The sequence below is a fragment of the Rickettsiales endosymbiont of Trichoplax sp. H2 genome (assembly GCF_009690945.1).
GTDB lineage: Bacteria > Pseudomonadota > Alphaproteobacteria > Rickettsiales > Midichloriaceae > Aquirickettsia > Aquirickettsia rohweri.
In genome coordinates, this window is sequence record NZ_NPHZ01000004.1 from 61,552 (window position 1) to 74,673 (window position 13,122).

The window sequence follows — 13,122 nt, forward strand, 5'->3', positions numbered from 1 at the left end:
TAATTAGCTATTCTAAAATGCATTATAGTTTAAATTTAAAAATTCAAAACATATTAAATAAAATAGTTAAAAAAAACTTTAAATATTTCCTACAAAAATCTTTTTATACACTACATCCAAATACACCATTTATAAATAATTGGCATATAAATTTGATATGTGAATATTTAAATGCATTAGAAAATAAGCAAATCAAAAGACTTATAATCAATATTCCTCCTAGATATTTAAAATCATTTTGTATTAGTGTAGCTTGGACAGCTTGGTTGCTTGCCAAAAAATCTACAAGAAAAATTTTGGTTGCAAGTCACAGCATACAACTCTCAAAAAAACTCTCTTTAGATTGCAAATCCATAATTAATTCTGAGTGGTATAGGAACATTTTTGATATAAACATTTCAAAAAAGCAAGATACTAAAGAGAAATTTTGTACAACAAGTCACGGCTCTAGAACTGCATGCTCAATTGGAAGTAATATAACAGGAGAAGGTGCTGATTATTTAATTGTGGATGATCCGCTAACTCCTATTCAAGCACTTAGCACAAGCACAAAAAAACTGAATAAAGTTAATGATTGGTTCTCAAATACATTTTTAACTCGTTTAAATGACAAAAAAACTGGCATTGTAGTTATTATAATGCCACGCTTGCACAACAATGATTTATCTGGATATTTACTCAAAAATCAAAATTGGGAATATTTAAAAATACCTGTAATATCTCAAAATGATGAAAAAATACATTATCACAAATTTTCTTATTTTAGAAAAAAAGGAGAATTACTTTGTGATAAAAGAGAAGGAAAAAATGAAATTAATTTTCTAAAAAAAGAATTAGGGAAATATGCTTTTTCAGCTCAATATCAGCAAAATCCAACAAATATTAACAACGGATATATAAAAAGAAGCTGGATTCAAAGATATAGTAAAAAGCCAAATTTTAATTTTATTTATCAAAGTTGGGATACAGCAATAAAAACTGGAATCAATAATGATTATAGTATTTGTACATCTTGGGGAGTTACAAATAATGCTTATTACTTAATTGATGTTTTTAAAAGAAAATTAAATTATACAGATTTGAAAAATATTATTGTTGAGAAACATGCTGAGTTCAATCCTAATGGAGTGATTATAGAAGATAAAGCCAGTGGCCAGCAATTAATACAAGATCTAAAGCAAATATCACAAATACCTATTGTAAAATTTTTACCAAAAAATTCAAAGTTCATTAGATTTATATCAGTATTAAGTATTTTTGAATCTGAAAAAATCTATTTACCTAAAAATTCAACTTGGTTATCTGAATTTGAGGCTGAAATATTGTCATTTCCTGAATCAGAACACGATGACCAAACAGACTCTATGGTACAATTTTTAATGTGGCATAAAAATTATAGAAATTTAAAACCAAAAATTAGGAGATTATAATATTTCAAATACACCTAAATCTAGAATTGCATATAAGAATGACATTGCAAAAGCCGAAAAATCTATTGTATATATGCGTTTAATACAGTTTAAATTAAAGACATAGTCATTGCGAACGAACGATAATGAAGTGTGGCAATCCAGGAAAATTATCAACAAATGTAAATGCAATAATAACTCTGGATCACCACAGTCGAGCTAAACCTCTCCCTCGTGATGACTGTGGATGATATGGTATAACCCCTATCTTTCGTGATGACCAAGCATTTTATAGAATACCTCATTAGTGATGACTACGATAGATGCAGAGCTTGATGATGGTAAAAATTGCTATAAGTTTCTAATTTCTTATCTATAGCTGAGGTTATCTAAAACCTTTTGCTTAACCAAATAGCACACTTGCTAGCTCTTTTTATGCACATAGTAAGTATAGTATAGCCAGGAGAGTTAATTGCATCATTCTCTAACCCAATATCTTTATGTTCAGCCTCTTCTTTTTGAAATTGTTTGATCTTATTTAGTAAAAATTTCTCTTTCTGATTTTTTTTCAATTTATCAATTTGCTCCTGATAATGCTCTTCTATCACTTCTTCAACTGCTACAGTACAAGCCATTGCAGTTTTAGCTCCAATTCTGGCAGTTATTGTGCCAAGAGCAAACCCTAATTTATTCCACAGCGGCATTAAAACCGTGGGCCTAATGTCTCTTCTTATTAACTCACCATTAAAATAATTTAGATGTTTTAGTTCTTGCTCATACATATGCTTGACTATCTCTATATCTTTATAATCTTTTAAGTACTTAATCTGTCCTTCATAAATCCTTTTTGCTCCAAATTCTCCAGCATGGTTAACTCTTATAGCTTGATTTATGAAATCCTTATTTGTTTTCATTTTTATTAGGTAAATTATTACTATATTTTATTATTATAATGAAGAAAAATAAAGTATAAATAGCATTCCATAAACTCATTGAAATACCTAGAAATTCATAACTTACTTGATCACAAAGTACATAATCCTGATTGACAAGCATTTTTTTATAATCCTCAAAATTTTCTGCATTACTAAGATTATTAGTGCATTTACTATTAAATTTAAAAATTTTCTTTTCTACCCCATAATGAAAAATGGCTATGGAAAACCCAATTATTAGTGAAATTTCTAATATTAAATTGATAATTTTAAAGCTTATATTTTTAAAAAAGGGGCTAAAAGTTAATAATATGGTAATTACTATAATGAAATATGGAATTCTTTGATATAAACATAACCTACATGCTTTAACTTCAAAAAATAACTCAGAACTATAAACAACTAACAAAGGAACAATACTTAAAAGTAGAATAACTATCCTTTTATTTAATAATTTACTAATATAACTCACAATAATTAATTATATATATATAAATTTTTTTCTTTATAAATTTTATTATCACCAAAATCTCTAAAAACAAAAGAAAAATTCTTTTCATGAATTTCATTTTTAGACCAAATAAAAATTTTAAAATCGTTTTCTACTTCTGGCTCTAGGTCAATATAACAGCTATGTTCTAAGCAATTTTCTTCTATACCCTGAATTTTGATAACATAAGGCTTCAAATTTTCAATATAGATTTCAAGTCTTTTTCTTTTTAAAGATTTATTTTGGATTTTTAAATAAAAAGTATTTCTTATCTCTCCATTTGGCGTCATGGTAAATAATGGTGATCTTTCTTTTAATATAGATATATTTAAATCAGATTTACTTATTAAACTAATAATAGCCAAACTAAACACAATAACAAAGCCTGTTAAATAAAGGATATTTTTAAATTCTAAAATTTTTTTCAACTTCCCTTTTTTACTATTTTTATTTTCTAGACAATTAGCACTAGTATATAAAATTAAATTCTGCTCCTTTCCAATTTTATCCATAACTTGATTGCAGGCATCTATACATAATCCACAACCAATACACTCCATTTGCATGCCATCTCTTATATCTATTCCCGTAGGGCATACTAATACGCATTTATAACAATCTATGCAATCTCCTTTATTTTCATTTATTTTAGCTCTTGGTTCTCCTCTTCTATAATCATAAGTTACAACTTTAGTGCTATTTTCAATCATTGCAGATTGAAATCTCCCATAAGGACACATATAAATACAAACTTTTTCTCTTAAAAATCCTGCAAATAAATATGTTGTGAGTGTAAGTGAAATTAACCAAATTACTGCAGAACTAGATACACTAAAATTAAAAACATCCTTATATAAATCAAATACATCATAAAAATATGATACCCATGAGAGTGCAAAAACAAATGAAATTAAAATCCATGTTAAATATGTGAGAGACTTTTTTATTAATTTCTCTTGATTAAAATAACTTTCATCTAACTTGATTCTGCTATTTCTATCCCCTTGAAAAAATTCTTCTACCTTTAGAAAGATATCTGTAAAAACAGTTTGTGGGCATGTATAACCACACCATAATCTTCCATATAATGATGTAAAAATAAACAACCCCAATGCTGCTAAAATTAAAATAATAGTGATAAAATAAATTTCATCAGACCATATTTGCAAAGCAAAAAAATATATCCTTCTTGAGGGCAAATCAATCATTATAGCTTGATTTGGCAAACCTTCTCCCCTGCCCCATCTAATCCATGAGGTAAAAAAATATAAACACAATAGCAGTATATTTAATTTATTCTTAACTGCTCTATGTTTTCCAGATGTTGATTGTGGGTATAATTTCTTATTTTGCAAAATTAAACATAAAATTTTTATGCAATTCTAACAAATTATAATTATGTAATCACTTAAAATTTACTTGAGAGTATAAATTTATGCATTAGACTTGATCCACTCCTCTAATGCATCTCGTTGCATAGAACCAACTTTTGTATCAATATGTTTTCCTTTTTTAAACATCATTAAAGTTGGGATACTTCTCACACCAAATCTTGTAGGAGTATCAGGATTTTCATCAATATCCATTGACATGACCTTTACTCTAACTTCGATTTTTTCAGTAACCTCTTTTAATATTGGCATAAATGCCTTACAAGGGCCACACCATTCAGCCCAAAAATCCACTATTGCAAGACCATCATATTCTTCTATTTCTTGTTTAAATTCTTTATCAGTAACAGGTAGCATATTAGCTTCTAATATATTTAATCATCTGGGTAATGCTATTAAAAGTAGAAATAAATGTCAATATATAGTTGAATTATTAATAATAAAGTTTATAAAGTAACATAAATATAATTTGCTAACTATTTAATAAACTAATTTACTATGGCTAAAGATGATATTATTGAAATGAAAGGCAAAGTTATTGAGTTACTACCCAATGCTACCTTCAGAGTAGAACTTGAGAATGGTCATCAAATAATTGCGTATACTTCGGGTAAAATGAGAAAAAATAGAATAAGAGTTTTAGCAGGAGATGAAGTAACCGTAGAAATGACTCCATACGATCTTACTAAAGGCAGAGTTAGTCACAGACATTAATTCTTTCATGTATAAGTTCATTCTAGCATCTTCTTCACCTAGAAGAATATCCTTACTAAATAATATAGGATATAACCCAGATAAAATTATATCCGCTGATATCGATGAAACACCTAACAAAAAAGAATTACCTAAAGAATATGCAAAGAGAATGGCATTTGAAAAAGCGTCAAAAATTCACAAGCAATTTTCAGAAAGTTTAATATTAGGAGCTGACACAGTTGTATCAAGAGGAAGATCGATATTAACAAAGCCAAAAGATAAAGATGATGCACACAGAATTTTTAAATTACTATCTGGAAGAAGGCATTCGGTATTTACTGGAATATGCATTATAAAAGAAAATAAAGTCATAACTAAGGTAGTTGAAACAAAATTAAAATTTAAACTACTTACCAACATGGAAATTCAAAACCTAATTGATTCTAATGAGTGGCAAGACAAGTCTGGTGGCTATGCTTTACAAGGCTTTGCCTCGGCTTACATAAGCTGGATAAATGGTCATCCTAGCAATGTTATAGGATTACCTGTCCATGAAGCATACAAAATTTTAAATGGATTAGGCCTTAAACAAAATACCGTATAAGTTATACACTCTCACAACCCCGGATTAGTTTTATATATAAATAAATTAGGATATAATTATACCTTATAATTGTTAGTGGGAGGGTATATGCCAGATTTAAAACAATATGTTAATAACTTTCTTGAAAAAAGCGATTTATCTAAAATTACTGAATCAAGTGAAGAAACAATTTCTAAGAATGTATCTAGCATAAAAAATCAATTAATCTCAGGTTCTAAAAAAGACTTAAGTGATATACCTCAGGAGGTAGATTCTACAATTGACTCATATTTATCTCAGTTTCTTGGAAAAAAATTTGGAATCACTCAAAAAGAGTATTTCGATTTTTTAGGTACAGCACAATTATTAAGTTTTCGAGAAAGTCTAATAAAATTTGATAATTTTAAATATCAAGATTTAAAGAGAGAAGAACTCAATCTAAAATTAAGTGAGGAACAAATTGCTCCACTTCTAGAGAAATCTAAGAAACAAGAGAAAAGTTTACTAAAGATAATAGGTATTATTGAAAAGAGTAAAAAAATAAATCAAGAAACTTTAAATAATTTAAAAAATGAACGGGAAATTGTTTCCAGGAATATTAATGAATTAGAAAATCAAAAAAAAGGTGGAGAAGTAAAATTGTTTTTTCCCATTTCTACATCTTACAAAGACTTATTAGGTACTGAAGTAGACATAATTCAAACGCAAACACAAGGAACAAAAGCTTATAATTCATTCAATGAGAATAGTAAAAAAGAGTTAGAGGGAATCAATAATATACTAAAACAATATGAAAAAATTGATCTATCAAAAATGAGTTTAGACTTAGCTGATTCTAAAAGTAAAAAACTCACAGGAAATTTACAAAATAAATTTATAGAAAAAGTTAAAGAAAATTTAGAATTAAAAGATAATAGCCCTAATTCACAACTTGCTTTGTTAGAAAAAATAAAAGAAATAGAACAAAATAAAGATAAATTTAATGATCAAGATATTGCAGAAATATTAAACAAAAAAGATACTATTGAACAAAATTTAGGTAATTATTATAGAGAACTTAGCTCTAGTGATGATCTAGAACATAAAAGTAAAGAAGCTTTAGATATATTAAAAAGCTATCATAAACAAAAGTACTTAGCTTCCTCTCAAGAAGAATTTTTATCAAAATTTCTGGAAGATTCTATTAATAACAAAAAAGTTAACTCATATCTAGGAGAGTTAGAGAAAAGTAAAAATAAAATTTATCTAAATGCACACTCTGATGATATTTATGAATTGAAACGCTGGTCTTTTAAAACAAAAAATATTGAAAATTTTACAAAAATATTAAATAAGCTTGAAAATAATGTAGAAAAAATAAATTCTGGACAATCATTGTCATATGAGGAACAAATCACTCCAAAAGAATTTGGTATATTAACTGATTTAGCAGGATTAAATAAAATGCTAATTAAATTTAATGAATATAAAGTAATAAGAGAAGGAAGTAAGTTAAAAGAGTTACTTGATCAATCAAACTCTGCTAAAAATATTGTAAAAACAATCCAAAATAAATTTATAGAAGAACAACAATATAAAGATGGTGATATAGTAATGTATAATTCTGATATACAAAATCAGTTTTCAGGTAAAAACCCTAAACTCTTTTCTGAAGAATGGTTAACTAGAAAAATTGTTGGTAAATATGGTCACGCCGCTCAAATTAATATTTCAGAAGACGACACACCAAAATTGTCTCATGTATATGGAAATTATGAAAACAAAGAAATCGGTTTTCAGCAAGCAATGTTTTCAGATATATATAGATTCGATGCAAGTAAGTTACTGACAAAAGAAGGAATCGAAAAAGCCCAAGAAACATTTGGTGAAAATTGGCAAGAGGAAATTAACAAAATATACCAAAATTCTCAAAGTGAAGTATATGAAAAAGGTGCAGAAGAAAGATTTGATAGTTTAAAAAATTCAGAACAAAAAAGATTTGAATCTGGAAAAGCAGATTTTATGTTTCATGGACACAAAACCAAAGAAGAACAAGATTTCAAAGAACTTAGTGAAAAGTTTTATCAAAGAGATGGAGCAGAGGTAGATGATAACATAATGATATGTTCAGAATTTGTAACAAGGTCAACGATCGCAAGCTTAGTCAAAAGCAACGAGGAGCTAAGTGAGAAATTAGGAATTAATAACTCACTACAAATTCCATTTTCTAAGTATGAAGATCTAAACAAAGTACATACTCAAAGACTTATTGATATTTTAATGGAGAAGGAATGCATTACTCAAGTAAGAAAACCTAATATAGAGATTATGCTTTTTAAAGAACCAGAAAAAGCTCAATACAAAACTATAATGAATATGACAAAAATTGTTGAAGATCAGCTTAAAGTATTTGAAGATAGTGTAATGGATAATCAGCTACCAGGTCAAAAACACGAAAAATCTCTTAGGCTTACAGAATCTTTAATAGATAAATTTGTGGAAACCTATAATAAGAATAATCCTTATGATGCAATTGAAATATCACCTAAATAAAAAAATGAATTAAAAGAAACACTCAATGACAAAGTGTATGAATTAGTGGATAAATCAAAAGAATTCAGCGATGATATAAGTATGAGAAAAGGAATTGTTGCTTATTTTTGTTACCAGATTTGTGATCCAATATTGAAATATTTTGGAAAAACTACATATAAAGAAGAAGAAATGGCAAAATCACTAGAGAATGAACTCTCCACATTTGCATCAACTGTAAGAGATACTGGTGTAAAAGGTGCCAGCAGTGATGTTGTTAAGCATGATAAAGTACATGAAATTATAAAAGAACATGATGATACAATTAAACGAGATAGCTCTTTTGTTCAAAAATCACAACAATCTAGAAATAATATTACGCATGGTAGAATTTAGACAAAAATAACATATCTTTTGATATTTGATTTTTTTCTGATATAGCCATAAATTAACTTGAAGATTTGTAAAATTGATATTATTTTCTTACTTAAAATTGGTTAGGTTTGAAAATATATAATGGTATCAAGGGTTTATACTGTTTCTTTTCTAGGATTAAAATCAGAAGAGGTAGAAGTACAAGTTCACATAGGAGATGGATTACCAGCATTTTTTATAGTTGGGCTTGCTAATAAAGCAGTAGCCGAGTCTAAAGAAAGGATTAGATCAGCTTTTATCAGTATGGGATTGTCACTACCTGCAAAACGTATAACTGTTAACTTGGCTCCCGCTGATCTAAGTAAAGAAGGAAGTCATTATGATTTACCCATTGCAGTAGCATTACTCGTAGAGATGCAGGTAATACCACAAGAAGAGGTAGAAAATTATGTAATGCTTGGAGAATTGTCTTTAAATAGTGAAATAAATAAAGTTCCAGGTATATTACCAGCTGCCATTTGGACAAACGCTAATAATAAAGGTATTGTCTGTCCTTATAAAAATACCCAAGAGGTTTTCTGGTCTGGAAATGAAGATGTTATTACAGCAAAAAACTTAATTGAAGTCGTAAATCACTTCACTGGAAAACAAGATATACCTAAAATTTGCAAAAAAAATTACAAAGTTGAATTAAAAAAATATCCAGATTTACAAGATATCAAAGGACAACAAATTGCAAAACGAGCATTGGAAATTGCAGCTGCAGGAAGGCACAACATGTTAATGATTGGACCTCCAGGTTCAGGAAAATCAATGCTTGCAAGAAGATTACCAGGAATTATTCCACAAATGACAAAAGATGAAATTTTAGAAACAAGCGTAATAGCCAGCTTATCAGGAAATCTTGAAGAAGATGGATTAATAACAAATAGACCTTTTAGGTCCCCACACTGCAATGCCTCACTTTCAGCAATGATTGGAGGTGGAAAATTAGCAAAACCTGGAGAAATAACTTTAAGCCATTTAGGTGTATTATTTTTAGATGAATTACCTGAATTTCAAAGAAATGTTTTAGAATCATTAAGGCAACCTATAGAAGATAGATGCGTAACAATTTCAAGAGTTAACAATCATATCTCTTATCCTGCAAATTTTCAACTTGTAGCCGCAATGAATCCATGTAAATGCGGTCATTTTGAAGATCAAAATCTACAATGCAACAGAGCACCTAAATGTGTAGATGAGTATAAAAATAAAATATCTGGCCCATTATTTGATAGATTTGACATTCAAATAGAAGTACCAGCAGTAAATGCTATGGAACTAGAATACTTAGATAAAGATGATAATTCAGAAATTGTACTAAATCGAGTAATTGAAGCTAATAAAATTCAATCAAATAGGTATACTGATTCAAACATATCTAATAATTCTGAATTAGAAGGACAAGAATTAAGCAAACATATAATCTTAGATTCAAAATCGAAGGAAATATTAAATAAAGCTATGAACACATTTAAATTTTCTATGAGAGGAATGCATAAAATACTAAAAGTAGCGCGTACAATTGCAGATTTAGAAAAATCAAAAGAAATAAGCCAATTCCACCTCAAAGAAGCATTAAGTTATAGAGTGAAAAATTTAAAATAATGTAAAAATATTTATTTTGCCAAACCAATATTACCTTTTGAATTTAATTTCATATTTAATATTGTTTCAGGCAAATAATTATATTATCTGAATCTCTTCAATAACTTTGTATCCATTTTTAGCATACTATTAAATTATTTTTCATTGTATTTAACTCCTCTTTTTTTTAACTACTAGAGCTAAAATTATTTATATTACAGAAATAATTTATCAACGTTACAAAATCATGTCTTTTTAGCAAAAATACTAATATTACCTAGTAAATTTACGTAAAATATAGTAGTTTTAACCTTATGCATCTCAAAATTCCTAAATTACAATATTCTAATCTAATAAACTACAGATATGATAAATAGTAATATAAAATTTTTAATTATCATTACATTTATAGCTTGTACTGCTGGTGTTAGTTCAGATATATATGCACCATCAATTCCAAGAATTTCAAATTACTTAGGTGTATCTATTTCACAAATTCAATCTAATATGGCAAACTTTATGCTTGGCCTCACTTTTAGTCAACTATTATATGGCCCATTCGCAGATATTTATGGTAGGAAAAAGCCATTAATATTAGGAATGATAATTTTCACTATTGGCAATATATTGAGCGTATATGCTGATAGCATATTAATACTTAATATTAGTCGTATTATACAAGGTTTAGGAGCAGGTGCTAGTGCTTCACTTTGGCGTTCAATGTTTCGTGATAAATATTCTAGCACTGAAATGGCTAAATATGGAGGCTATTTAACTATTACTATTACATTTGTAGTTCCAATGGCACCACTTATAGGTGGATATTTACAAGAAATATATAATTGGCAAGCAAGTTTTAAGTTTATGATAGTTTATTCTATCATTTGCATGTTATTAATTATATTATTTATACCTGAATTCCATAAAATAAGTAACATACATAAATTTTCTTTTCTCAAAATTTTAAAAAATTATTTGATATTAATTTTCAACAGGATTTTTATAGGATATACGTTATGTTCACTACTAAGCTTCGGAGCCTTTTTTTCTTGGTTTGTAATTGGTCCTGTAATATTAATTCAACATTTAGGACAAAACCCAAGTTCATTTGGATGGACTGCATTAATTGGAGGGGGAGCAACATGTTTAAGTGGTTATTTGAATGGCATATTTGTTCATAAGTATGGTTCAGAAAATATACTTAAACTGGGATGGATATTAATGTTTATATCAGGATTTTTACTTTTGTTTGGATTTTATTTTTTTGGAATAAATTTACTAGCTATTTCTATTCCAGTTGCATTCTTTTATTTCGGAGTTAGTTTTGTGTTTCCTAATTCTTTCGCACAGGCCTTCACTCCATTTGGACATATAGCAGGCACAGCTGCTGCACTTTATGGATGCCTGCAAACTTTAGGAGCTGTAATAACTGGTTACATATCTTCTTATATACCAAATAATAATCAATTACCCTTAGCAATAATAATGATAACTGTTCCTACACTATCTTGGCTTATATATAAAGTTCTAAAGCTAAATAAATTATAATCATTATATCTACATAATTTATATACCATTCTCATCATAGTAATTGATTTTAGCATCGTGTTAGAGCACTTAATATAGAATTAAAACACCATTGACTCACACCCCATAAACATTAGCAAATGTATTTACACCACTAATACTAGATCTTTTAGAAATACAACATAATTCCTCATTCCATTCCCTCAAATTTCCTAAATCATTTGAGCAAAGATCATCACGAATTGGCGATCTTTCATACTGACCTCCTAATAATTTTGAAAAAGAATACATATGACTTATATCACCTGGTATAGAAACACAATCATCGTGATGATATACCTCATCCTTACAGCATATTATTGCATTTTCTTTTTTAAATTCCTCCAATAAATAACCTGCCTCTAAACAAAAATTACGTGCCAATCTATACTCCGCAATGCTGTTTAATTTACTTATTGCTTCTTTATACAAAGTTAATACTCTTTCTATATCTTCTGGGTCATCTAACAAAGAAAGCAGTCTGAGGGCTTCTTCCCGATCAAGAGTTGCTTCTTCAAAATAATCTCTTGGTAATGGATATAGCTTTATTATTTCTCTAATGCCCATATTTTCTTCTCCCTCTTATATAACCTTATTAATTAAGATTTATATCTTACCTACCACTCTTGCCAATGTATTTAAAAAATAATAAACATCAAGCACTTTTTAATCTTATGTTAACCTATTTTACATAAATTAGATCTAATTTATATACACTTTAGTTTTTTTGCAAAAAATAGTTATTCTATTCAGAAAATAAAATATCTAACTGATATATTATTGATCTTATAAATTCAAAAAAGTGTAAATTCTTTTAAAAATCTATTTTCTTCTCCTGTAGATTTTCTACCTAACGCTTTATTTCTTTGAGGGAATCTACCAAAACGTTCAATTATATCTCTGTGTTTAATTGCAAATTCATAAGATTGCTTATTAACATTTTTAAAAAGCCCTACTGACATTTCCTGATCTTTTAAATTTTCACTATGCATAAAAGGCATATATAAGAACAAAAGATAATCATTATTAATTACCTCATCATCAAATTCATTAGATATTACATACCTTGATATCCTCAAAGCTTCTTTATCAGTATCAAAACTTTCTTTCTTGCCTCTAAACATATTTCTAGGAAATTGATCAAATAATATTATTAAACTTAGAAGCTCTTTTACATCTTCAATTTTTTTTAAGTCTCTCCCTATATTCATCAACTGATTTTTATATATTCCTAAAAATTCAGTAGTGATTTTTTGGTCAAGTTCTAAATCTTTAACAAACCAATTTAACTTTATTTTATCTTTAAACCAAAAATCTAATATTTTACTATAATACTTCATTTCATTCATAATCACTTAACATTAACTTATTATAAGTATTGATATTATAAATATTAAAGTCAATAAAAGGATAATGAATTTACTTTTCTAAATATCTTTAAATCTGGTGCCAAAGGGGAGAATTGAACTCCCGACCTACTGATTACGAATCAGTTGCACTACCTCTGTGCTACTTTGGCACAACCTCATGAAGTATA

The 13,122-nt window shown here is 27.9% G+C and carries 13 protein-coding genes and 1 tRNA gene; 7 read left to right on the plus strand and 7 right to left on the minus strand.

Features of this window, described 5'->3' with window-relative positions; translation table 11 throughout:
- Positions 1-17 precede the first annotated feature (17 nt).
- A complete protein-coding gene (gene terL / locus h2es_RS05190; RefSeq protein ID WP_154512029.1) occupies positions 18-1,430 on the plus strand; it encodes a phage terminase large subunit in 1,413 nt (470 codons plus the stop codon).
- Between the two features lie 368 nt (positions 1,431-1,798).
- Here the strand turns inward: terL and h2es_RS05195 are convergent, their stop codons facing one another.
- From h2es_RS05195 to trxA, 4 genes are all read right to left on the minus strand, one after another.
- On the minus strand, positions 1,799-2,323 hold the full coding sequence (locus h2es_RS05195; protein WP_154512031.1) for a demethoxyubiquinone hydroxylase family protein: 525 nt from the start codon (positions 2,321-2,323) through the stop codon (positions 1,799-1,801).
- On the minus strand, positions 2,310-2,816 hold the full coding sequence (locus tag h2es_RS05200) for a disulfide bond formation protein B (protein ID WP_154512033.1): 507 nt from the start codon (positions 2,814-2,816) through the stop codon (positions 2,310-2,312). The genes h2es_RS05195 and h2es_RS05200 overlap by 14 nt, the downstream gene beginning before the upstream one ends.
- Before the next feature lie 5 nt (positions 2,817-2,821).
- A complete protein-coding gene (gene ccoG, locus h2es_RS05205; RefSeq protein WP_154512035.1) occupies positions 2,822-4,189 on the minus strand; it encodes a cytochrome c oxidase accessory protein CcoG in 1,368 nt (455 codons plus the stop codon).
- A gap of 78 nt (positions 4,190-4,267) precedes the next feature.
- Positions 4,268-4,582, minus strand: coding sequence for a thioredoxin (trxA, locus tag h2es_RS05210; protein ID WP_126045170.1), 315 nt, complete (start codon positions 4,580-4,582; stop codon positions 4,268-4,270).
- A gap of 141 nt (positions 4,583-4,723) precedes the next feature.
- Between trxA and infA the strand changes: the two genes are divergently transcribed.
- From infA to h2es_RS05240, 6 genes are all read left to right on the plus strand, one after another.
- Entirely contained in the window at positions 4,724-4,939 is a 216-nt protein-coding gene (gene infA, locus h2es_RS05215; protein WP_154512037.1) for a translation initiation factor IF-1, read from the plus strand.
- A 7-nt stretch (positions 4,940-4,946) separates the two neighbouring features.
- Complete coding sequence (locus h2es_RS05220; protein ID WP_154512039.1) at positions 4,947-5,525, plus strand: Maf family protein; 579 nt, start codon at positions 4,947-4,949, stop codon at positions 5,523-5,525.
- An 87-nt stretch (positions 5,526-5,612) separates the two neighbouring features.
- Positions 5,613-8,036 (plus strand): hypothetical protein, encoded by a 2,424-nt coding sequence (locus h2es_RS05225; RefSeq protein WP_154512041.1) that lies wholly within the window; start codon positions 5,613-5,615, stop codon positions 8,034-8,036.
- 45 nt (positions 8,037-8,081) lie between these two features.
- A complete protein-coding gene (locus h2es_RS05230) occupies positions 8,082-8,411 on the plus strand; it encodes a hypothetical protein (protein WP_154512043.1) in 330 nt (109 codons plus the stop codon).
- Positions 8,412-8,531: 120 nt separating this feature from the next.
- A complete protein-coding gene (locus h2es_RS05235; protein ID WP_154512045.1) occupies positions 8,532-10,040 on the plus strand; it encodes a YifB family Mg chelatase-like AAA ATPase in 1,509 nt (502 codons plus the stop codon).
- Between the two features lie 345 nt (positions 10,041-10,385).
- Complete coding sequence (locus h2es_RS05240) at positions 10,386-11,567, plus strand: multidrug effflux MFS transporter (protein WP_154512047.1); 1,182 nt, start codon at positions 10,386-10,388, stop codon at positions 11,565-11,567.
- 96 nt (positions 11,568-11,663) lie between these two features.
- Here the strand turns inward: h2es_RS05240 and h2es_RS05245 are convergent, their stop codons facing one another.
- From h2es_RS05245 to h2es_RS05255, 3 genes are all read right to left on the minus strand, one after another.
- On the minus strand, positions 11,664-12,152 hold the full coding sequence (locus h2es_RS05245) for a hypothetical protein (RefSeq protein ID WP_154512049.1): 489 nt from the start codon (positions 12,150-12,152) through the stop codon (positions 11,664-11,666).
- 227 nt (positions 12,153-12,379) lie between these two features.
- The gene (locus h2es_RS05250) at positions 12,380-12,934 is read right to left on the minus strand and encodes a DUF924 family protein (RefSeq protein ID WP_230204271.1); all 555 of its coding nucleotides are present in this window, start codon (positions 12,932-12,934) and stop codon (positions 12,380-12,382) included.
- A 95-nt stretch (positions 12,935-13,029) separates the two neighbouring features.
- A tRNA-Thr gene (locus h2es_RS05255) sits at positions 13,030-13,104 on the minus strand.
- Positions 13,105-13,122 lie beyond the last annotated feature (18 nt).

Bases quoted from the DNA above. Each gene is read 5' to 3' on its own strand.
- terL (WP_154512029.1), top strand. From the start codon at position 18: ATGCATTATAGTTTAAATTTAAAAATTCAAAACATATTAAATAAAATA.
- h2es_RS05195 (WP_154512031.1), bottom strand. From the start codon at position 2,323: ATGAAAACAAATAAGGATTTCATAAATCAAGCTATAAGAGTTAACCAT.
- trxA (WP_126045170.1), bottom strand. From the start codon at position 4,582: ATGCTACCTGTTACTGATAAAGAATTTAAACAAGAAATAGAAGAATAT.
- infA (WP_154512037.1), top strand. From the start codon at position 4,724: ATGGCTAAAGATGATATTATTGAAATGAAAGGCAAAGTTATTGAGTTA.
- h2es_RS05220 (WP_154512039.1), top strand. From the start codon at position 4,947: ATGTATAAGTTCATTCTAGCATCTTCTTCACCTAGAAGAATATCCTTA.
- h2es_RS05225 (WP_154512041.1), top strand. From the start codon at position 5,613: ATGCCAGATTTAAAACAATATGTTAATAACTTTCTTGAAAAAAGCGAT.
- h2es_RS05235 (WP_154512045.1), top strand. From the start codon at position 8,532: ATGGTATCAAGGGTTTATACTGTTTCTTTTCTAGGATTAAAATCAGAA.
- h2es_RS05240 (WP_154512047.1), top strand. From the start codon at position 10,386: ATGATAAATAGTAATATAAAATTTTTAATTATCATTACATTTATAGCT.
- h2es_RS05245 (WP_154512049.1), bottom strand. From the start codon at position 12,152: ATGGGCATTAGAGAAATAATAAAGCTATATCCATTACCAAGAGATTAT.
- h2es_RS05250 (WP_230204271.1), bottom strand. From the start codon at position 12,934: ATGAATGAAATGAAGTATTATAGTAAAATATTAGATTTTTGGTTTAAA.